Origin of the sequence: Microbacterium sp. SZ1 (genome assembly GCF_002362255.1) — a bacterium.
In the GTDB taxonomy this organism is placed as follows: Bacteria; Actinomycetota; Actinomycetes; order Actinomycetales; family Microbacteriaceae; genus Microbacterium.
This window is the reverse complement of record NZ_LPVV01000038.1, coordinates 321,661-342,263: the sequence shown is the minus strand read 5'-3', so window position 1 is coordinate 342,263 and position 20,603 is coordinate 321,661. Positions and strand designations below refer to the sequence as shown.

20 protein-coding genes are annotated in these 20,603 nt (G+C 67.6%); 12 read left to right on the top strand and 8 right to left on the bottom strand.

Features of this window, described 5'->3' with window-relative positions; genetic code table 11:
- Window positions 1-93 precede the first annotated feature (93 nt).
- From AUC47_RS13400 to AUC47_RS13385, 4 genes are read left to right on the top strand one after another with little or no spacing between them, the layout of a single operon-like run.
- On the top strand, window positions 94-1,362 hold the full coding sequence (locus AUC47_RS13400) for a hypothetical protein (protein ID WP_256999578.1): 1,269 nt from the start codon (window positions 94-96) through the stop codon (window positions 1,360-1,362).
- Window positions 1,363-1,364: 2 nt separating this feature from the next.
- The gene (gene hisD / locus AUC47_RS13395; RefSeq protein WP_096715656.1) at window positions 1,365-2,669 is read left to right on the top strand and encodes a histidinol dehydrogenase; all 1,305 of its coding nucleotides are present in this window, start codon (window positions 1,365-1,367) and stop codon (window positions 2,667-2,669) included.
- Window positions 2,670-2,679: 10 nt separating this feature from the next.
- A complete protein-coding gene (gene nrdR / locus AUC47_RS13390; protein WP_096715655.1) occupies window positions 2,680-3,150 on the top strand; it encodes a transcriptional regulator NrdR in 471 nt (156 codons plus the stop codon).
- 10 nt (window positions 3,151-3,160) lie between these two features.
- Window positions 3,161-4,192 (top strand): quinone-dependent dihydroorotate dehydrogenase, encoded by a 1,032-nt coding sequence (locus AUC47_RS13385; RefSeq protein ID WP_096715654.1) that lies wholly within the window; start codon window positions 3,161-3,163, stop codon window positions 4,190-4,192.
- 79 nt (window positions 4,193-4,271) lie between these two features.
- On the opposite strand, the gene AUC47_RS13380 is transcribed toward AUC47_RS13385, so the two are convergent.
- Window positions 4,272-4,862: a DUF3043 domain-containing protein gene (locus AUC47_RS13380; RefSeq protein ID WP_096715653.1), complete on the bottom strand. Its 591-nt coding sequence runs from the start codon at window positions 4,860-4,862 to the stop codon at window positions 4,272-4,274.
- A 46-nt stretch (window positions 4,863-4,908) separates the two neighbouring features.
- Between AUC47_RS13380 and AUC47_RS13375 the strand changes: the two genes are divergently transcribed.
- The 5 genes from AUC47_RS13375 (at window position 4,909) to AUC47_RS13355 (ending at window position 9,980) form a co-directional block, all read left to right on the top strand.
- Window positions 4,909-6,330 carry a dipeptidase gene (locus tag AUC47_RS13375; protein WP_096715652.1) on the top strand — a complete coding sequence of 474 codons (1,422 nt, stop codon included), beginning with the start codon at window positions 4,909-4,911 and terminating at the stop codon, window positions 6,328-6,330.
- Window positions 6,331-6,439: 109 nt separating this feature from the next.
- Complete coding sequence (gene erpA / locus AUC47_RS13370) at window positions 6,440-6,805, top strand: iron-sulfur cluster insertion protein ErpA (RefSeq protein WP_096715651.1); 366 nt, start codon at window positions 6,440-6,442, stop codon at window positions 6,803-6,805.
- A gap of 97 nt (window positions 6,806-6,902) precedes the next feature.
- Window positions 6,903-7,805, top strand: a complete 903-nt coding sequence (ctaC, locus tag AUC47_RS13365; protein ID WP_096715650.1) for an aa3-type cytochrome oxidase subunit II — start codon at window positions 6,903-6,905, stop codon at window positions 7,803-7,805.
- A gap of 3 nt (window positions 7,806-7,808) precedes the next feature.
- Window positions 7,809-9,542 carry an aa3-type cytochrome oxidase subunit I gene (ctaD, locus tag AUC47_RS13360; protein WP_179297632.1) on the top strand — a complete coding sequence of 578 codons (1,734 nt, stop codon included), beginning with the start codon at window positions 7,809-7,811 and terminating at the stop codon, window positions 9,540-9,542.
- 3 nt (window positions 9,543-9,545) lie between these two features.
- On the top strand, window positions 9,546-9,980 hold the full coding sequence (locus tag AUC47_RS13355; RefSeq protein ID WP_096715649.1) for a cytochrome c oxidase subunit 4: 435 nt from the start codon (window positions 9,546-9,548) through the stop codon (window positions 9,978-9,980).
- A 69-nt stretch (window positions 9,981-10,049) separates the two neighbouring features.
- Here the strand turns inward: AUC47_RS13355 and AUC47_RS13350 are convergent, their stop codons facing one another.
- The 6 genes from AUC47_RS13350 to ctaE all read right to left on the bottom strand — a co-directional run bounded on the left by AUC47_RS13350 (window position 10,050) and on the right by ctaE (window position 15,604).
- Window positions 10,050-10,469 (bottom strand): rhodanese-like domain-containing protein, encoded by a 420-nt coding sequence (locus AUC47_RS13350; protein WP_096715762.1) that lies wholly within the window; start codon window positions 10,467-10,469, stop codon window positions 10,050-10,052.
- 88 nt (window positions 10,470-10,557) lie between these two features.
- Complete coding sequence (locus tag AUC47_RS13345; RefSeq protein ID WP_096715648.1) at window positions 10,558-11,061, bottom strand: GNAT family N-acetyltransferase; 504 nt, start codon at window positions 11,059-11,061, stop codon at window positions 10,558-10,560.
- A gap of 138 nt (window positions 11,062-11,199) precedes the next feature.
- The gene (gene qcrB / locus AUC47_RS13340) at window positions 11,200-13,017 is read right to left on the bottom strand and encodes a cytochrome bc1 complex cytochrome b subunit (RefSeq protein WP_096715647.1); all 1,818 of its coding nucleotides are present in this window, start codon (window positions 13,015-13,017) and stop codon (window positions 11,200-11,202) included.
- A complete protein-coding gene (gene qcrA, locus AUC47_RS13335; protein ID WP_096715646.1) occupies window positions 13,014-14,090 on the bottom strand; it encodes a cytochrome bc1 complex Rieske iron-sulfur subunit in 1,077 nt (358 codons plus the stop codon). The genes qcrB and qcrA overlap by 4 nt, the downstream gene beginning before the upstream one ends.
- Window positions 14,091-14,126: 36 nt before the next feature.
- Window positions 14,127-14,930 carry a cytochrome bc1 complex diheme cytochrome c subunit gene (gene qcrC / locus AUC47_RS13330; RefSeq protein ID WP_096715645.1) on the bottom strand — a complete coding sequence of 268 codons (804 nt, stop codon included), beginning with the start codon at window positions 14,928-14,930 and terminating at the stop codon, window positions 14,127-14,129.
- Between the two features lie 20 nt (window positions 14,931-14,950).
- Window positions 14,951-15,604: an aa3-type cytochrome oxidase subunit III gene (gene ctaE, locus AUC47_RS13325; RefSeq protein ID WP_096715644.1), complete on the bottom strand. Its 654-nt coding sequence runs from the start codon at window positions 15,602-15,604 to the stop codon at window positions 14,951-14,953.
- A 192-nt stretch (window positions 15,605-15,796) separates the two neighbouring features.
- Here ctaE and trpD point away from each other — a divergent pair, with 192 nt between their 5' ends.
- Together trpD and AUC47_RS13315 are read left to right on the top strand one after the other, a co-directional pair.
- The gene (gene trpD / locus AUC47_RS13320; RefSeq protein ID WP_096715643.1) at window positions 15,797-16,861 is read left to right on the top strand and encodes an anthranilate phosphoribosyltransferase; all 1,065 of its coding nucleotides are present in this window, start codon (window positions 15,797-15,799) and stop codon (window positions 16,859-16,861) included.
- An 8-nt stretch (window positions 16,862-16,869) separates the two neighbouring features.
- A complete protein-coding gene (locus AUC47_RS13315; protein WP_096715642.1) occupies window positions 16,870-17,856 on the top strand; it encodes a PHP domain-containing protein in 987 nt (328 codons plus the stop codon).
- Between the two features lie 3 nt (window positions 17,857-17,859).
- Here AUC47_RS13315 and AUC47_RS13310 read toward each other — a convergent pair whose 3' ends face one another.
- The gene (locus AUC47_RS13310) at window positions 17,860-18,795 is read right to left on the bottom strand and encodes a 5'-3' exonuclease (protein ID WP_096715641.1); all 936 of its coding nucleotides are present in this window, start codon (window positions 18,793-18,795) and stop codon (window positions 17,860-17,862) included.
- A 211-nt stretch (window positions 18,796-19,006) separates the two neighbouring features.
- Here AUC47_RS13310 and rpsA point away from each other — a divergent pair, with 211 nt between their 5' ends.
- Window positions 19,007-20,461 (top strand): 30S ribosomal protein S1, encoded by a 1,455-nt coding sequence (rpsA, locus tag AUC47_RS13305; RefSeq protein WP_096715640.1) that lies wholly within the window; start codon window positions 19,007-19,009, stop codon window positions 20,459-20,461.
- The last annotated feature ends 142 nt before the right edge of the window (window positions 20,462-20,603 follow it).

Here is a 20,603-nt window from a genome sequence, read left to right as displayed (position 1 = left end):
CGCTTCCTGCACTCCTCCCCGGGGCACCGGGTAGGATCATGACCCGTTGGGTGCGAGGCGTCCGAACTCCGCACCGTGACGAAAGGACCACCCATGAGCACGGAATCCCCCTTCCTGAACAGTGATCCCGCCGAACCTTCGACCTCGGCACCCGCGGTCTCCTCTCTCGACGAGGAGTTCTCCGACGACGACGGTGTGCTCTACGACGAGGAGATCACGCCCGAATACGGCATCCTCGGCTTCACTCTCCGCGAACTGATCATCGTCGGCGCCTGGCTCGTCCTATTCGTCCTCTCCTTCTTCCCGCTCGGCTGGTCCCCGGCGCTCTGGGCGCAGGGGATCTCGTGGATCCTGCCCATCGGCGTCCCGACCGTCGCGGTCTTCCTCCTCGTGCTCCGACGTCTGTCGCCCGACGGCATCCGTCGCGTCGGGTCGCTCGGGATCGACCAGTTCGCCTCCGTGGCCTTCTCCGTCACCGCCGTCTGGTGGGCCGCGCTGCTCTGGGAGTACCTTGCAGGGGTCATCGGCAGCGGCATCGATGTCATCGTCTGGGTGCCGTGGGTGCAACTGGTCGTCGCCCTGGCGCTCGTCGCGCTCTCCGTGTTCGCCCCGCTGATCCCCGGGATCAAAGAGGACTTCCACGGCCGCCTGGTGACCCTCGCTCATCGCAACGCGAATCCGGTCCGTCCCGTCATCGCGCGTCCGCGGCCCGAGCGGCCCGAGCCGTCGGTTGCCGAGACGCCCGCCACCGTCGCAGACGAGACGGCGACGTCTGTCGGATATGTGCCCGCTCCCGCACCCGCCCCCTACATCGCGCCGAACACCCAGGTCACCGTGCCTGCGATTGGGCTCGACGCCGAGCTCTCCGGCGAGCAGGCGACCGACGAGGTCGCGCGCCTCGACGTCGCCGAGCAGGTCCCCCTGTCGTCTCACGCTTCGGGCGGGGGAACCGGCACCGAGCAGGCGACCAGCGACGAGACCTACACACCGTCCTATTCGCGCAGCTCGTGGGAACGCGAACCCGAGGTCGTGTCGGACACGGGCAGCATCGAGGCGATGCTCGGAGCCCGCGCCCAGCACATCGACGCGGCACCGCAGACACAGGCGTTCCCGGCGATCGACGAGACCGACCTCGACGCGACGAACCCGCGTGACCCGGCCCCGGCACCGACCCCGCAGCCGTTCTGGGTCCTCGCGCCCACCGAGCGCGACGTTCACGACGAGCTGGGCGAGCCGATCTTCCGCATCGGGCCGTCGGCGTGGGCGCTCGTGATCGAGGACCGCGGCGGCGCCTATGTCGTGCGCCACGACGACGGACGAATCGGATACCTGCACGACATCGCCGACATCACGAAGGGCTGACCTTGCGCACGATCGATCTGCGGGGGCGCGAGCTCTCGCCCGCCGACATGCTCGCAGCCGTGCCACGGGCCGCTCTCGCGAGGGCCGAAGCACTCGACACCGCCGCACGAATCGTCGACGACGTCCGCGAGCGCGGCGAGGAGGCCCTGCGCGAGCAGGCAGAGCGATTTGACCGCGTTACCGGACACGACCTCCGAGTGCCGGCATCGCACATCGAGCAGGCATTGGCGGGTCTCGAGCCCCACGTGCGGGCTGCCCTGGAGGAGGCGATCCGCCGAGTCCGCGGTGCCTCCGAGGCTCAGGTCCCCGCGCCGCAGGTTACACGCATCGGGCAGGGAGCGACCATCACCCAGCGGTGGCAGCCCGTGCAGCGGGTAGGGGTCTACATCCCCGGAGGCAAGGCGGTCTACCCGTCGAGCGTCATCATGAACGTCGTTCCCGCGCAGGTGGCGGGCGTCACCCAGATCGCGCTCGCGTCGCCGCCCCAGGACGATCAGGGCGGTCGCATCCACCCGACGATCCTCGCGGCCGCAGGGCTCCTCGGCGTGACCGAGGTATACGCGATGGGTGGCGCAGGGGCGATCGGCGCCTTCGCACACGGTGTCGCCGGGATCGGGCTCGACCCGGTCGATGTCGTGTCGGGCCCCGGGAACAACTACGTCGCCTCCGCGAAGCGTGCGGTCGCGGGAGTCGTCGGCACCGACTCGGAGGCGGGCGCCACCGAGATCCTCGTGGTCGCAGACGCCGAGGCCGACGTGCGCCTCATCGCCGCCGATCTCGTGAGCCAGGCCGAGCACGACGAGCAGGCCTCGGCTGTCCTCGTCACAGACTCCGAGCAGCTCGCCGGGGCCGTGGCGCAGGAGGTCGAGCGGCAGGCGGCAGCGACCCGCCACGCGGCGAGGGTCGCCGCAGCGCTGTCCGGTCCGCAATCAGCGATCGTCCTCGTCGACGACCGGGCGATGGCGACCGCGTTCAGCAACGCGTACGCTCCCGAGCACCTCGAGCTGCACCTGGCGGATGCCGAGGCGGCGGCGGACTCGTTCACCAACGCGGGCGCCGTATTCGTCGGCGATCAGACCCCCGTGAGCCTGGGCGACTACATGGCTGGCAGCAATCACGTGCTCCCGACCGGTGGTCAAGCGCGCTACGCACCGGGGCTCGGGGCGTACACGTTCCTCCGTCCGCAGCAGGTCATCGCCTACGATCGCGAGGCTCTCGCAGCCGTGCGTGAAGGCGTCGTCGCGCTCGCGAACACCGAGGTGCTGCCCGCGCACGGTGAGGCGATCGAGGCGCGGTTCACCGCGTAGGATCGGTCAGATGCACTGCCCCTTCTGCCGTCACCCCGACTCGCGCGTGATCGACTCGCGCACCAGCGACGACGGACTCTCCATCCGTCGTCGTCGTCAGTGTCCCGAATGCGGGGGTCGCTTCACGACGACCGAGACGGCGAGCCTCAACGTCATCAAGCGCTCCGGCGTGATGGAGCCGTTCAGCCGCGAGAAGGTCATCTCGGGTGTCCGCAAGGCGTGCCAGGGTCGCCCCGTCACCGAGGCCGATCTGGCTATCCTCGCGCAGCGCGTCGAGGAGGCCGTCCGGCAGACAGGTGTGTCGCAGTTGGACACCAACGAGATCGGCCTCGCCATCCTCGGCCCGCTGCGGGACCTCGACGAGGTCGCCTATCTGCGGTTCGCCAGCGTGTACCAGGCCTTCGACTCTCTCGACGACTTCGAGAGCGCCATCACCGACCTCCGTGCCGACCACGCGAAGAGGGAGTCGGTCGACCGGTAACCTGGCAGGGATGTATCCGCTGCTCTTCCGCGCCGTCCTGTCGCGCTTCGACCCCGAGTTCGCCCATCACGCCGGCATGGCGGTGATCCGCGTGCTCGGAGTGCCGCCGTTCGCCGGCGTCACCCGCGCTCTCACGAAGCCGGACCCGTCACTCCGGGTCGACGCGCTCGGACTCAGATTCCCGTCGCCGTTCGGCGTCGCCGCGGGGTTCGACAAGAACGCCGTCGGCGTGCGCGGACTCGCGGCTCTGGGATTCGGCCACGTCGAGGTCGGCACGGTGACCGCCATCCCACAGGAGGGCAATCCGAAGCCGCGCCTCTTCCGTCTCGTGGCGGACCGGGCCGTCATCAACCGCATGGGTTTCAACAACAGGGGAGCGGATGCCGCTGCGCGGCGCCTCGCGCGTCTGCGCCGCGGAGCCCCGGACACCGTGATCGGGGTCAACATCGGCAAGAGCCGCGTCGTCGATGTCGAGAACGCGACCGAGGACTACGTGGCGTCAGCCAGGCGTCTCGCGCCGCTCGCGGACTACCTCGCGGTCAATGTGTCGTCGCCGAACACCCCTGGTCTTCGCGGGTTGCAGGCCATCGAGACGCTCGCCCCCCTGCTCCGCGCCGTGAAGGAGGCGTCAGGGTCCACACCCCTGCTCGTCAAGATCGCTCCCGACCTGCCCGACGACGAGATCGCGGCGATCGCCAGGCTGGCCGTCGCCGAGGGACTCGCGGGGATCATCGCGCACAACACGACGATCAGCAGGGACGATCTCCTCAGCGATGCGGCGACTGTCGAGGCGGCGGGTGCGGGTGGCCTTTCCGGCGCGCCGCTGAAGGAGCGGTCGCTGCAGGTGCTCCGCCTCGTGCGCGCAGCCGTCCCGACGGATTTCTGCGTCATCGCGGTCGGAGGGGTGGAGACGCCGGAGGACGTTCAGGAGCGCCTCGACGCCGGGGCGACCCTCGTCCAGGGCTATACCGCGTTCCTCTACCGAGGGCCCTTCTGGGGTCGCGAGATCAACCGCGGTCTGCTCCGGCTGCGGCGACGCTGACGAATCCGGCGCACCGCTCCATCGACCGAACGAAGAGGGCCCCGCCGAATCGGCGGGGCCCTCTTGGTGTCGGAGAGTGTCAGGCGGGGTACTGTCCGCGCTTGACCTGAGCCTTCGGCAGACGCATGAACCGCATCTGCAGGGACCGCATGGCTGCGTACCAGCCCAGACCGCGCTCCATGCGCTCGGCCCCGAACTTCGCGGACACCTTGCGCTTGACCCGGATCGCCAGGAAGATCATGCCGCCGATCGCGAGGACGAGGTACGCCATCATCACGAGGTATGCCCAGCCGGCGATCGCGAACCCGCCGATCGCGAGGTTCGGCGGGAGGAGGGAGATGAGGATGACGAGCACCATGACGCCCATGACGAACTCGGCGGGATGCCAGCCGGCATCCACGTAGTCGCGCACCCAGCGTCGCTGCGGTCCCTTGTCGCGGGCGGGGAGGTACTTCTCGTCGCCGGCAGCGAGACCCGCCTGCGCGCGAGCGCGGCGCTCGTTCAGCTCGGCGCGCGCGGCCGCCTTGGCCTCCTTGGTGTTCGCCACCAGAGGGCGGCGGCGGGCGGCCTCCTGCTCCGCCCGGGTCGGCGTCGCACGTCCCTTGCCCGCGGCGGGCTTGTCGGCGGCGGCGTCGTCGTTCGTCGGAGGGGATGCGGGGGAGATGGCCACGAGGTTCCTCGGTTCGGGTGAAATGGATCACCTTAAGATTACTCGCATGACATCTCCTGCCCACCCCGGCGACCAGAACCTCTCCAGCGACCGCGAGCCGGCGCTCCTCGAAGCCGCGGCGACCGGACTTCCCGCCGCGCTGAGCGACCTCGGCGCGCTCGTGCGCATCCCGGGCATGGCCTGGCCGGCCTTCGACCAGATCCAACTGGAGCGCAGCGCCGAGGCCGTCGCCGCTCTCGCCGAGGGAACGGGGATCTTCGACGAGGTGCGCGTCCTCCGTGCGGCGATCCCCGGCACCGACGAGCTCGGTCAGCCGGCCGTGCTCGCCACCCGCGCTGCGCGGGGCGGCAAGCCCACCATCCTCCTGTACGCCCATCACGACGTGCAGCCGCCGGGAGACGACGCGCTGTGGGAGACCCCTCCCTTCGAGCCGACCGTGCGCGACGGGCGCCTCTACGGTCGAGGTGCCGCCGACGACAAGGCGGGGATCATGGCGCACATCGCGTCGATCCGCGCCGTGGCCGAAGTCGTCGGTGACGATCTCGAGCTCGGCATCGCGCTGTTCATCGAGGGGGAGGAGGAGTACGGGTCGCGATCCTTCGCGCAGTTCCTCTCCGACAACAAGGATGCGCTACGTGCCGACGCGATCGTCGTGGCCGACTCCGGCAACTGGGACTCCGTGACCCCCGGGCTGACGGTCTCGCTGCGCGGCAACGCGCGTTTCACCGTCCGCGTTCGCACGCTCGACCACGCCTCGCACTCCGGCATGTTCGGGGGAGCGGTGCCCGACGCCATGATGGCCACCATCTCGATGCTCTCGACTCTCTGGAACGAGGACGGCTCGGTCGCCGTCGAGGGGATGACCGAGCGCGACGCCCCCACCCCGGACTACACCGAGGAGACCCTGCGCGACGAAGCCGGACTCCTGCCCGGGACGACGCCGATCGGCGACGGTTCGATCCTCAGCCGGATCTGGAACAAGCCGTCCGTCACCGTCATCGGCATCGACGCCACGAGCGTGGCCGCGGCCTCGAACACGCTGCTGCCCGAGGTCACGGTCGTCATCAGCGCCCGCGTCGCTCCCGGGCAGTCCGGCGAGGACGCGTACGCGGCGCTCGAAGCGCATCTGCGCGCTCACGCGCCGTTCGGCGCCGAGCTGACGTTCTCCGACGTCGACCTCGGAAACGGATTCCTCGTCGACACGAGCGGATGGGCGGTGGCGCTCACCCGCGACGCGATGCGCGACGGTTACGGCGTCGCGCCGATCGACCTCGGCGTCGGCGGGTCGATCCCGTTCATCGCCGACCTCGTGCGGGAGTTCCCCGAGGCGCAGATCCTCGTCACCGGCGTCGAGGACCCGCACTCCCGGGCCCACAGCCCGAACGAATCACTGCACCTCGACACTTTCCGTCACGCGGTCGCGACCGAGGCCCTCCTCCTGTCGCGCATGAACGACATCGTGATCTGACCACGACTCCGATGCCCACGGCCCGGGCGAAACCGACCCGTCCGGGCCGCGGCGAAGGTAAAATCGATTCACCAGCCGTGTGCGAACGCGGCCCACCCCAAGGAGCGACATGAGCGACACCGCACTCACCCCCGCAGAGACCACCCAGGCGCACGGCGTGAAGCTGACCGACGCCGCCGCCACCAAGGTCAAGAACCTCCTCGAGCAGGAAGGGCGTGACGACCTGCGCCTGCGCGTCGCGGTGCAGCCCGGTGGATGCTCCGGACTGATCTACCAGCTCTACTTCGACGAGCGCTTCCTCGAGGGCGACGAGACCGTCGACTTCGATGGCGTCGAGGTCATCGTCGACAACATGAGCGTGCCGTATCTCGACGGCGCGTCGATCGATTTCAAGGACACGATCTCGGAGCAGGGCTTCACGATCGATAACCCGAACGCAGCGGGCAGCTGCGCATGCGGCGACAGCTTCCACTGATCGGACCGCCTCCGCCAACCTGCACGGTTGGCATGAATCAGGTGTGAGGTTGCCCTAGACTTGGGGTGTGCCCTGTCCGCAATCTGAAAGGTGCATCGTGCCCTCGAAACGCCGCCTTCGTTGGGTCGCTCTCCCGCTGGGAGTAGCGACAGCCGTGGCCCTGGCGGGATGTACTGCCACCGAGCTGAACGGCTACCTCCCGGGCTTCGTGGAGGGTGAGCCGGCCGTCACCAACCAGACCGAGCGCGTCTCGTCGCTCTGGGTCAACTCCTGGATCGTCCTCCTCGCCGTCGGCGTGATCACCTGGGCTCTCATGGCCTGGGCCGCGATCGCGTACCGTCGCCGCAAGGGGCAGACCGGGCTTCCGGTGCAGATGCGCTACAACATGCCGATCGAGATCTTCTACACGGTCGTGCCGCTGATCCTCGTGCTCGGCATGTTCTTCTTCACGGCACGCGACCAGGCCGCGATCGAGACGAAGTGGGACGACCCCGACGTCGAGATCACCGCGATCGCCAAGCAGTGGGCATGGGACTTCCAGTACGACGGCGAAGAGGACGACAACTCCGACGCCGTGTGGACCATGGGCATCCAGGCTCAGCCGGATGCCGCGGGCAACATCGACCAGGATCAGCTTCCGACCCTGGTGCTGCCGGTCGACCAGAAGGTCACCATCAACCTGCAGTCCCGCGACGTCATCCACTCCTTCTGGATCATCGACTTCCTGTACAAGAAGGACATGTACATCGGGAAGGACAACTCCTGGTCCTTCATCCCGACCCGCGTCGGCGAGTACTCCGGCAAGTGCGCCGAGCTCTGCGGCGAGTACCACTCGATGATGCTCTTCAACGTGAAGGTCGTCGAGCAGGACGAATACGACGCCTACCTCCAGTCTCTCGAGGAGGAAGGCAACACCGGCGACATCACCGACGCCTACGACCGTCTGTCGAACCTGCCGGGCACCGCCGGCCAGAACGACTCCGAGGAAGGAGAGGAGTAAGCCATGTCGACCACTGAAGCACCCCGTACCGACGAGGCCCCTCGCTCCCGTCCCACCACTCTGCCCGCGCGCCAGGCCGCTCTCATGAGCTCGTCGCGCGTCCAGCAGAAGGGCAACATCGTCGTCAAGTGGATCACGTCCACCGACCACAAGACGATCGGGTACATGTACCTCATCGCGTCGGTGCTGTTCTTCCTCCTCGGCGGCGTGATGGCGCTCGTCATCCGCGCTGAGCTGTTCGCGCCCGGCATGCAGATCGTGCCGACGAAGGAGCAGTACAACCAGCTGTTCACGATGCACGGCACGATCATGCTGCTGATGTTCGCGACGCCGCTGTTCGCCGGTTTCGCGAATGCCATCCTGCCGCTGCAGATCGGTGCTCCGGACGTCGCTTTCCCGCGCCTCAACGCGTTCGCGTTCTGGCTGTTCCTCTTCGGCTCCACGATCGCCGTCGCCGGCTTCCTCACCCCGCAGGGCGCGGCGTCATTCGGATGGTTCGCCTATCAGCCGCTCGCGAGCGCGTCGTTCTCGCCCGGCGCCGGCGGAAACCTGTGGATGCTCGGTCTCGGCATCTCGGGCTTCGGAACCATCCTCGGCGCGGTGAACTTCATCACCACCATCATCACGATGCGCGCCCCGGGTATGACGATGTGGCGCATGCCGATCTTCTCGTGGAACACGCTCATCACGAGCCTGCTCATCCTCATGGCGTTCCCGGTGCTCGCCGCCGCGATCTTCGCTGCCGGCGCCGACCGCGTGCTCGGCGCCCACATCTACGACCCGCAGAACGGCGGCGTGCTCCTCTGGCAGCACCTGTTCTGGTTCTTCGGTCACCCCGAGGTGTACATCATCGCGCTGCCGTTCTTCGGCATCGTGTCGGAGGTCTTCCCGGTCTTCAGCCGCAAGCCGATCTTCGGGTACAAGACGCTGGTCTACGCGACGATCGCCATCGCCGCCCTCTCCGTCGCCGTGTGGGCCCACCACATGTACGTCACGGGCTCCGTCCTGCTGCCGTTCTTCGCGCTCATGACGATGCTCATCGCCGTTCCGACGGGTGTGAAGATCTTCAACTGGATCGGCACGCTCTGGCGAGGGTCCGTGACCTTCGAGACCCCGATGGTCTTCGCTCTCGGCTTCCTCGTGTCGTTCGTCTTCGGCGGTCTGACCGGTGTCATCCTCGCGGCCCCGCCGCTTGACTTCCACCTGAGCGACTCGTACTTCGTCGTCGCCCACTTCCACTACGTGGTGTTCGGAACCGTCGTCTTCGCGATGTTCTCCGGCTTCTACTTCTGGTGGCCGAAGTGGACCGGCCGCATGCTGAACGAGCGCCTCGGTTACGTGCACTTCTGGATGCTGTTCATCGGCTTCCACATGACCTTCCTCATCCAGCACTGGCTGGGTGTCGACGGCATGGTTCGTCGCTACGCGGACTACTCCGAGGCCGATGGATGGACCTGGGGCAACCAGGTCTCCACGATCGGCGCGATCATCCTCGGTGCGTCCATGCTGCCGTTCTTCCTCAACGTGTGGATCACGGCCCGCAAGGCGCCGAAGGTCACGGTCAACGACCCGTGGGGCTACGGCGCATCGCTCGAGTGGGCGACCTCGTGCCCGCCGCCGCGTCACAACTTCACCTCGATCCCGCGCATCCGCAGCGAGCGGCCCGCGTTCGATCTGAACCACCCGGAGGCGGCCGAGTTCGCCACCACCGCCCCCGGCGAGCGAGAGGGGCACTGACCCATGCGCGACAACGTCATCCTCTGGTGGATCCTCACCGCGTTCTTCGCGCTGATGGGTGTCACCTACACCGGCTGGCACATCCTTGCCACTCCGAACGACAACTTCGCCATGCGAATCGAGTGGGTCGGAACCGTGGCGCTGTTCTTCGCCGCATTCATGGGCGCCATGGTGGCGTTCTACCTCGACCGCACACACAAGGCGCAGAAGGGTGAGCTCCCGGAGGATATCCTCACGAGCGACATCGACGACGGCGACCCGGAGCTCGGCGAGTTCAGCCCGTGGTCCTGGTGGCCCCTGGTGCTCGCCGCCTCGGCCGGAATCTTCGTGGTCGGCCTCGCCGTCGGACACTTCCTGCTCCCGATCGGACTGGCGATCTTCGTGGTCGCGATCGTCGGCTGGGTGTACGAGTACTACCGCGGCAACTTCGCCCGCTGAGTATCGCGAGAAGGGCCCTGAGGAGTGATCCTCGGGGCCCGTCTTCTGTGCCGGACGGTTCGCGGTGTGTCAGCTGTGAATGCGGATGCGTGCGATGCCGGTGAGCGGGTCGACCGGTCGACGGTGGATGCCGTCGGCGTCTTCCACGGGGTATCCCTCCCGCACCCAGTACTCGAATCCGCCGATCATCTCTTTGACGTCGTACCCGAGCGACGCGAACTCCAGCGCGCCCTTCGCCCCCGCGTTGCATCCAGGGCTCCAGCAGTAGACGACGACCGTCGCATCCTTCCCGATCTCCCGGGGCGCACGAGCAGCGATTTCGCTGTAGTGCATGTGCACAGCTCCCGCCACGCGTCCCTGGGCCCAGGCCTCGTCCGATCGGACGTCGACGATGACGATGCTCTCCCCTCGTCGTTGCGCGGCGTAAGCATCGCTCGCGTCGGTCTCGGCGGCGAGTTTGGTGGCGTAGTAGGCGGCTCGATCCAACATGATCACAGCCTAGGGACGCCCGGTGCGGTGTGCCGCTCGAATCCGGACGATCCTGCACCCGAATCCCGCCATGGTGCCGGGCAGGGCGTCAGAGCAGGATCGTCATCTGCAGCCGGCGTCCGTACCGATCCAGACCGAGTTCCGTCTCCGCCTCGACGAGCTGTCGGTGGAACCCCGACTCGGGGATGCTCTCCTTGAATCCGCACGACCCGTAGAACGGCGCGTTCCAGGGGATGTCCGCGTACGTGCGGAGCGTCATGCGGGAGTACCCGCGTCGGCGGGCTTCGTCCAGAGCAGCGTCGATGAGTCGGCGTCCGTGGCCACGGCGTCCGTGCTCGGGGAGGACCGACAGCTGTTCCAGGTGAGCGGTGCCGTCGGCATCCACCACGTGCACGAATCCGACGGCGGAGGAGTCCGCGTCCTCTTCGAGGAGGAGCACGTATCCCGGTTGTCCGATGCGCTCGGTCCCGTCTGCGGGCGGCGGCCACTCGGGCGCGCCGAGCGCCGTGACGAGGAGTGCGTCGGCGATGGCCTCGATCGTCTGGACGACCTCCGCATCCGCAGCGACCGCTTCGCGGATTGCGACCGTCATCGCGGGTCTCCCGAGACGGACAGAAGCGAGTCTGAGCGGATGAGGCGGACGAGGGAGCTCATGGGAAGATCCTTTCACGCCCACGTGAAAGGGCCCTGTCCGCGAACGGACAGGGCCCTGGGTGGGGGAGCGGCGCGACTACTCCGCGTCCTCCTCCGACTTCTTGTCACGAGGGTGCTTGGGAGGGTCCGTCGCGATGACGGTGCTCGGAGTGTTCGCCGTCTCGTCGACGTGGTTCTCCTCGGCCGTGAGAGGGGCGTCGGGGAACCCTGCGCGCTCGTGAGCGCCCTGGATCTCCGCCAGTTCCGTCTCCTCGTTCTGAGCGATGACGTGGTGCTGGTGCGCATCCGCCTCGTCGACCTCGGCCTGCGTGAGCGGAGCAAGGCGGTCTTCGAAGAACCAGCGCGAGATCGAGGAGCGCAGGTTCTCGCTCCACGGGATGCGGCCCTTCTCGTTGGGGCGGACGACGAGCGGCTCGTAGCCGTCGACGTCGATGAGCTTCCAGCGGTCGTACTTGTCGACGGGTTCGTGCACCTCGATGAACTCGCCGCCGGGGAGGCGCACGATGCGCCCCGACTCGAATCCGTGGAGGACGATCTCGCGGTCCTTCTTCTGCAGCGCGAGTGCGATGCGCTTGGTGACGAAGTAGGCGAGGACAGGGCCGACGAACAGCATGGCCTGCAGGGTGTGGATCACGCCCTCCATCGTCAGCATGAAGTGCGTCGCGATGAGGTCGGAGGATGCCGCAGCCCACAGGACCGCGTAGAACACGACACCGGCGACGCCGATGGCGGTGCGGGTGGCGGCGTTGCGCGGACGCTGGGCGATGTGGTGCTCGCGCTTGTCGCCGGTGATCCACGCCTCGATGAAGGGGTAGATCGCGACGACGACGATGAACAGACCGAGGACGGCCACCGGCGCGAGGATGCCGAACGACCAGGTGTGGTCGAGGAACACGATGTCCCAGTTCGACGGAGCAAGACGCAGAGCGCCGTCGGCGAATCCGATGTACCAGTCAGGCTGCGTACCCGCCGACACGGGGGACGGGTCGTACGGGCCGTAGTTCCAGATCGGGTTGATCTGGAAGAACGTCGCGATCAGCACGATGGCGCCGAAGACGATGAACAGGAAGCCGCCCATCTTCGACATGTAGACCGGCATCATCGGGTAGCCCACGACGTTGTCGTTGGTGCGGCCGGGGCCGGCGAACTGCGTGTGCTTGTTGATGATCATGAGCATCAGGTGCAGACCGATGAGGGCGATGATGATCAGCGGCAGGAGCAGGATGTGCAGCGTGTACAGGCGCCCGACGATCGCAGTACCCGGGAACTCGCCGCCGAAGAGCATGAACGAGGTCCAGGTGCCGATGAGGGGGAGGCCCTTGATCATGCCGTCGATGATGCGGAGTCCGTTACCGGACAGCAGGTCGTCGGGCAGCGAGTAGCCCGTGAAGCCCTCGGCCATCGCGAGGATGAAGAGGACGAAGCCGATGACCCAGTTGAGCTCGCGGGGCTTGCGGAAAGCACCCGTGAAGTACACGCGCAGCATGTGCACGCCGATGCCGGCGATGAACACCAGTGCAGCCCAGTGATGGATCTGGCGCACCAGGAGTCCGCCGCGGATGTCGAACGAGATGTTCAGTGACGATTCGAGCGCTGCGGACATCTCGATGCCGCGCATCGGGGCGTAGGCGCCCGTGTAGTGCGTCTCGACCATCGACGCCTCGAAGAAGAACGTCAGGAAGGTTCCGGAGAGGAACACGACGACGAAGCTCCACAGCGCGATCTCGCCGAGCATGAACGACCAGTGGTCGGGGAAGATCTTGCGACCGAGCTCCTTGACCATGCCGGAGAGGCTGGTGCGCTCGTCGAGGTAGTTCGACGCGGCGCCGACGAAGCGGCCGCCGAGAGGCGCCTTGGTGTCCTTGTCCTCTTTGGACAGCGTTGCGGTGCTCAATGGCGCTCCCAGAAGCTCGGGCCGACGGGCTCGGTGAAGTCACTGCGTGCGACGAGGTAACCCTCGTCGTCGACGGTGATGGGCAGCTGCGGCAGCGGACGTGCTGCCGGGCCGAAGATGACCTTGGCATGGTCCGTGACGTCGAACTGCGACTGGTGGCAGGGGCAGAGGAGGTGGTGCGTCTGCTGCTCGTACAGCGCGACGGGGCACCCGACGTGCGTGCAGACTTTCGAGTACGCGACGATGCCGTCGTACGACCAGTCCTTGCGGTCCTCGGCCTCGATGAGCTGCTCCGGACGGAGACGCATCATGAGGACGATGGCCTTGGCCTTCTCCTCGAGGTACCCGTCGTGGTGGCTCAGCGTCGCGAGCTCCTCCGGGATGACATGGAAGGCGGAGCCGAGCGTGACGTCCGCTGCGCGGATCGGCGTGCCGTCGGGGTCTCGGACGAGGCGCGCGCCCTTCTCCCACATCGTGTGCTTGAGCAGCGCGACGGGGTCGCCCGCGGTGGGGTCGTCGGGGGTGCTGTGCGGGGCCAGCCCGCGGAAGAGCGTCACGCCGGGGATGATCGATGCGACGATCGCCGCGAACAGCGAGTTGCGGATCATCGTGCGGCGTCCGAAGCCCGACTCCTCGTTCGCTGCAGCGAACGCCTGGATGGTCGCCTCGCGAGTCGAGTCCTTGCCCCGGGTGGGGTGGCGGTGCTCGATGTGCTCCTTGTCGCTCATCAGCGCCTTGGACCAGTGGATCGCGCCGACGCCGAGGGCGAGGAGCGCGAGAGCGATGCCGAGACCGATGAAGAGGTTGTTCTGACGGATGTCGATGAGAGCGCCGCTCTCGATGGGGAAGAGCATGTAGGCGGCGACCGCCCAGATGCTTCCGGCGAGCGACAGGTAGAACAGGGTGTAGACGGTCCGCTCGGCGGTCTTCTCGACGCGCGGGTCCTTGTCGGTCATCCGCTCGCGGTGCGGCGGCAGCCCCGGGTTCTGCACAGGGTCGCTGACTGCGACGCCCAGCCCCGGAGAGGGCTGGTAGGCCCTGTCAAGAGCCTGCGAGTCGTCGTCGTGTGCCATGGTGCTCCTCGTACGTTCCTCTTCGATGAATAAGCGTCAGTTGGACTTCGCCGTGATCCACACGGTGATGGCGACGAGCGCGCCGATCCCGAAGATCCAGGCGAACAGGCCCTCGGACACAGGACCGAGCGAGCCCAGCGAGAAGCCGCCGACCTGCACCGACTGCTGCTGGAACAGCAGAGCCGAGATGATGTCGCGCTTGTCCTCGTCGGACAGGTTCATGTCACCGAAGACGGGCATGTTCTGGGGGCCGGTGACCATGGCGGCGTAGATGTGCAGCGCGCTGGTCTCGGTGAGGGCGGGGGCGTACTTGCCCTCGGTGAGCGCTCCACCCGCCGCGGCCACGTTGTGGCACATGGCGCAGTTGACGCGGAAGAGCTCGGCGCCGTGCGAGACGTCACCCTCGCCGTCGAGGATCTCGTCGTTCGGGAAGGTCGGGCCCGGGGCCGTCTCCTGCACGTACGAGGCCATGGCGAGGATCTGCTCCTCGGTGAACTGCGGCTCCTTCTGCGGAGCCTGCGGTCCCTGCATCTGCAGCGGCATGCGTCCGGTGGAGACCTGGAACTCCACGGCCAGCTCGCCGACGCCGTAGAGGCTCGGGCCGTTGGGGGTTCCCTGCAGGTCGAGTCCGTGACAGGTGGCGCAGTTCGCCTGGAACAGCTTCTCGCCGTCCTCGACCGTCAGCGTGCTCGACGCGGCGGTCTGGGTGTCGGTCGCGGCGAAGGCCGCGGATGCTCCGGCGTACACGGCGCCGGTGATCATGAGGCCTGCTCCGATGAGGGCCGCTGCTGCCAGGGGGCTGCGGCGGCCGTTAGAACGGCGCTTCTTCTCTCGTGCCATCTCGGGGATCAGCTCCGCTCTTATTTCAGGAAGTAGATAACGACGAACAGCACGATCCAGACGACGTCGACGAAGTGCCAGTAGTAGGACACCACGATCGAGGAGGTCGCCTCCTTGTGCCGGAAATTCTTGACCGCGTAGGCGCGCCCGATGACGAGCAGGAACGCGATGAGTCCGCCGGTGACGTGCAGGGCGTGGAAGCCGGTGGTGATGTAGAACGCCGATGCGTAGGAGTCGGCGCTGATGGGCATGCCCTCGGCGACCAGCTGGGCGTACTCCCAGACCTGGCCGGACACGAAGATCGCGCCGAGCGCGAAGGTGAGGAAGAACCACTCGACCATGCCCCAGCCGAACAGGCGGCGACGACCGGCGCCGTTCTTCTGACCCTTGGGCAGGCGGTACGGCTGCAGATCCTCAGCGGCGAACACGCCCATCTGGCAGGTGAACGACGAGAGCACCAGGATGGCCGTGTTCACGAAGGCGAACGGCACGTTCAGGAGCTCGGTGCGGTCGGCCCACAGCTCGGGTGAGGTGCTGCGGAGGGTGAAGTAGATCGCGAAGAGTCCCGCGAAGAACATCACCTCGCTGCCGAGCCACACAATGGTGCCGACAGCTACCGGGTTGGGCCGCTTGATCGTTCTCGCCGCCGGGGCATACGTCGCTGAGGTCGTCACCCTTCCATTATGGCCGATCCGCGGGCATGATTCTCGCACCACGGGGGTTCGAATACCCGTCCGGCGACTTAGGGGACCCTAAGAAAACACTGCGAATCCACGGTGAATCCCCGGGAAACTGCGGATGCCGCGGGCGCCACCTCGCTTCGATAACCATCCGAGCCGTTCGTCCGCGCCGATAGGATCGCTCACATGCCTGAAACGCTGACCTGGTCCGACGTGCTCACCACTCTTCTGGAGCGCCGTGACCTCAGTGTCTGGGAGTCCACCTGGGCCATGCGTCAGATCATGCGCGGCGATGTGACGGAGGCGCAGCTGGCGGGCTTCCTCGTCGCGCTGCGTGCGAAGGGCGAGACCATCGACGAGATCGTCGGCTTCCGCGACGCGATCCTCGAGGCGGCGGTTCCTCTGCCGGTGTCTCCCGACGTGCTCGACATCGTCGGCACCGGCGGGGATCGGGTGGGCACCGTCAACGTGTCCACGACAGCCGCCATCATCATCGGCTCGGCCGGGATCCCCGTCGTGAAGCACGGGAACCGCGCGGCGAGCTCGGCATCCGGATCATCCGACGTGCTGAGCGCGCTGGGCCTCGAGCTGACACTCGACCCGGCGGCCGTGTCGTCGATCCTCGACCGCACGGGCATCACTTTCGCGTGGGCCGGTGCCTTCCACCCGGGATTCAAGCACGCGGGCGGCGTGCGTGCGGAGCTCGGCGTGCCGACGGTCTTCAACATGCTCGGCCCGCTCTGCAACCCCGCCCGCGCAGAAGCGAACGCCGTCGGAGTCGCCCAGATGGAGCGCGTCCCTCTCATCACGGGCGTCTTCCGCACTCGCGGCGCGACAGCGCTCGTGTTCCGGGGTGACGACGGCCTCGACGAGCTGACGACGACCGGCCACAGCCGCATCTGGGAGGTCACGCGCGGCGACATCCACGAGCACGATCTGGATCCGCGGGATCTCGGCATCCCGCTGGCCGATCTCTCCGACCTCATCGGCGGGACCCCCGAGCACAACGCCGAGGTACTGCGGCGCACCCTCGCGGGGGAGCAGGGACCCGTCCGCGACATCGTGCTGCTCAACGCGGCGGCCGGCATCGTCGCCTTCGAGCTCTCGCAGGACCCGACGCAGGCAACGCTCCCGATCGTCGAACGTCTCAGGACGGGCTACGAGAAGGCCGCTGCCGCAGTCGACGACGGCCGAGCCGCCGCCAAGCTCGACCAGTGGATCGGCGTCAGCCGGGAGCTGGCCGCCGCCTAGGGGGAGCCATGGATCCGATCGCCGCACTTCTCGAGATCGCCTCGCTGCTCGAGCGCGAACGGGCGTCGCGATATCGGGCGAAGGCCTTCCGACAGGCGGCCGCCACGCTCCAGCAGCTCCCGGAGGACGTGCGCTCTGATCCCACGCGACTCCGTGCGGCGAAGGGGATCGGCGAGTCGACGTTCTCCGTGATCCGTCAGGCGCAGGCGGGTGAGGTGCCCGACTACCTCGTCGAACTGCGCGGGGAGGTCGAGCCGGAGATCGTGTCGGAGCTCCGCTCCAAGCTGCGAGGCGACCTGCACGCCCACACGGAGTGGTCGGACGGGACGACGCCGATCGGGGTCATGGCGGCTGCCGCGCGCGCTCTCGGACACGAGTATCAGGCGATCACCGACCACTCGCCACGCCTGCGGGTCGCCCGAGGCCTGTCCGCGGAGCGGCTGCGGGAGCAGATCCCGCAGGTGCGCGCAGAGTCCGGCGACGGCTTCACGCTCCTCGCGGGGATCGAGGTCGACATCCTGGAGGACGGCGCACTCGACCAGGAGGACGACCTCCTCGCGGAACTCGACATCGTCGTCGCGTCGGTGCACTCGAAGCTGCGGATGGACCAGCGACCCATGACCGCGCGCATGCTCGCGGCGGTCGCGCACCCCCGGGTGAACGTGCTCGGACACTGCACCGGGCGTCTCGTGCAGGGGGACCGAGGGACGCGTCCGCAATCGCAGTTCGACGCCCAGGCCGTGTTCGCGGCGTGCGCCGAGAACGGTGTCGCGGTCGAGATCAACTCCCGTCCCGAGCGGCAGGACCCGCCGGACGATCTCATCGCGATCGCGCTGGAGGCGGGCTGCCTGTTCTCGATCGACTCCGATGCGCACGCCCCGGGACAGCTCTCGCTGCTCGACCACGGGGCGCAGCGCGCGGAGCGTGCGGGAGTGCCTGCATCCCGGATCATCACGACCTGGGGACTCGAGCGTCTCCTCGCCTGGACGCGCTGACGCTCAGTCGGCCGTGCCGACGGCGGCGATGGCTCGCGTCATCGAGCCGCCGAGGTTCCAGGTCTCGGCCAACGCCAGGGCGGCGTCGACCTCGTCTGGCAGAAGGGGGAGGAGCGGTTCGACGGGCGCTGTGATGTCGAGATCCTTGGCCACCTCGACGACGGTCGGCGCGACGTCGAGGTACGCGGATGCCGCGAGCACCTTCGCCCGCACCCCGGCGCTCATGCCCTCGCCGGCCTCGGCGGCCGCCCGGATGCCGGCGAGGTCACCGTGCTCCTTGAGCAGCGTCGCCGCGGTCTTCTCGCCGACCCCGGCGACGCCGGGCAGTCCGTCGGAGGCGTCGCCGCGCATCGTGGCGAAATCCGCGTACTGCGTGGGCAGCACTCCGTACTTGGCGACGACGACGGCATCCGTCACGATCTCGAGATTGCTCATGCCCTTCGCGGTGTACACGACGCGCACATCGCGCTCGTCGTCGACGAGCTGGAAGAGATCGCGATCCCCGGTCACGATGTCGACCGGCATCGTCGCGTGGGTGGCCAGGGTGCCGATGACGTCGTCCGCCTCGTGCTCGGCGACGCCGATGATCGGGATGCGCAGGGCGGTCAGGGTCTGGCGGATCAGGGGGATCTGCGCTTCGAGCGGATCGGGCACCTCCTCGACGTCCGGCCCCGCCGGAACGACCTCGACCACGCGGTGCGCCTTGTAGCTCGGGATCAGGTCGACACGCCACTGCGGGCGCCAGTCGTCATCCCAGCACGCGACCACGTGCGTGGGCTCGTACAGGGTGACGAGCTTGGCGATGATGTCGAGCAGACCGCGAGCGGCGTTGATGGGGGAGCCATCGGGGGCGGTCACCTTGTCCGGTACGCCGTAGAAGGCGCGGAAGTAGAGGCTGGCGGTGTCGAGCAGGAGCAGCTTGTCGGCGCGATCTGGCATGCCGACAGTCTGACAGGGAGAGTCGCTCGCCGGTCGATATCCGGAGGGAGCGGTCGGGCTGCCGGTCTGATAGTCTGAACTGTCACTCGTGGCGTGTCTCGCATGCCCTCGTGACAGAAATCACAATCCAACCGCTGTGAAGCATGCAGCATGACCGTGCGCGGTCGCAGCTTCCGGCCCGAGTTCCCATTCAACAAGGACAACCCACTACATGACTACCGCAACGACCGCCCCGGCCACCAAGCAGGTCGCCATCAACGACATCGGATCTGCTGAGGACTTCCTGGCCGCGGTCGAGAAGACCCTGAAGTTCTTCAACGACGGCGACATCATCGAGGGCACGATCGTCAAGATCGACCGCGATGAGGTTCTGCTCGACGTCGGCTACAAGACCGAGGGTGTCATCCCCTCGCGCGAGCTCTCCATCAAGCACGACGTCGACCCCAACGAGGTCGTCAAGGTCGGCGACGAGGTCGAGGCCCTCGTTCTCCAGAAGGAGGACAAGGAAGGTCGCCTGATCCTCTCCAAGAAGCGTGCGCAGTACGAGCGCGCCTGGGGAGACGTCGAGAAGATCAAGGAGAACGACGGCGTCGTCACCGGTACGGTCATCGAGGTCGTCAAGGGTGGACTCATCGTCGACATCGGCCTCCGCGGCTTCCTGCCTGCCTCGCTCATCGAGCTGCGCCGCGTCCGCGACCTCACGCCGTACCTCGGCCAGGAGATCGAGGCCAAGATCCTCGAGCTCGACAAGAACCGCAACAACGTGGTGCTCTCGCGTCGCGCCCTGCTCGAGCAGACGCAGTCCGAGTCGCGCACCACGTTCCTCAACAACCTGCACAAGGGCCAGGTCCGCAAGGGTGTCGTCTCGTCGATCGTCAACTTCGGTGCGTTCGTCGACCTCGGCGGCGTCGACGGTCTCGTGCACGTCTCCGAGCTGTCCTGGAAGCACATCGAGCACGCCTCCGAGGTCGTCGAGGTGGGCCAGGAGGTCACCGTCGAGATCCTCGAGGTCGACCTCGACCGCGAGCGCGTCTCGCTGTCGCTGAAGGCGACGCAGGAGGACCCGTGGCAGGTCTTCGCCCGCACCCACGCGATCGGACAGGTCACGCCGGGTAAGGTCACCAAGCTCGTTCCGTTCGGCGCCTTCGTGCGCGTTGCAGACGGCATCGAGGGCCTCGTGCACATCTCGGAGCTCTCGAGCAAGCACGTCGAGCTCGCCGAGCAGGTCGTGTCGGTCGGCGAAGAGGTCTTCGTCAAGGTCATCGACATCGACCTCGAGCGTCGTCGCATCTCGCTGTCGCTGAAGCAGGCCAACGAGTCGGTCGACCCCAACGGCACCGAGTTCGACCCGGCCCTGTACGGCATGGTCGCGGAATACGACGAGAACGGCGAGTACAAGTACCCGGAGGGCTTCGACGCCGAGACGGGTGCCTGGAAGGAAGGCTTCGACGCCCAGCGCGAGGCATGGGAGCAGGAGTACGCTGCGGCCCAGGCTCGCTGGGAGGCACACAAGGCTCAGGTCGCGAAGGCGGCCGAGGCCGAGGCTGCGGCTGGCGACGACTTCGGCGGTCAGTCCTTCTCGAGCGAGGCCGCCGGTGCGGGCACGCTCGCGGATGACGAGGCTCTCGCGGCTCTGCGTGAGAAGCTCTCGGGCGGCAACTCCTGAGCATCAGCTCTCATCGGAACGGGCCGTCACTCTTCGGAGTGGCGGCCCGTTCCGCGTATCCGGCGCGGGCCGTCGGAGTCGGTCTGCCGCCTGCATGACCGAACATTACGGAGCGGTTCGTAACAAAGGGGTGTCCTCGGAC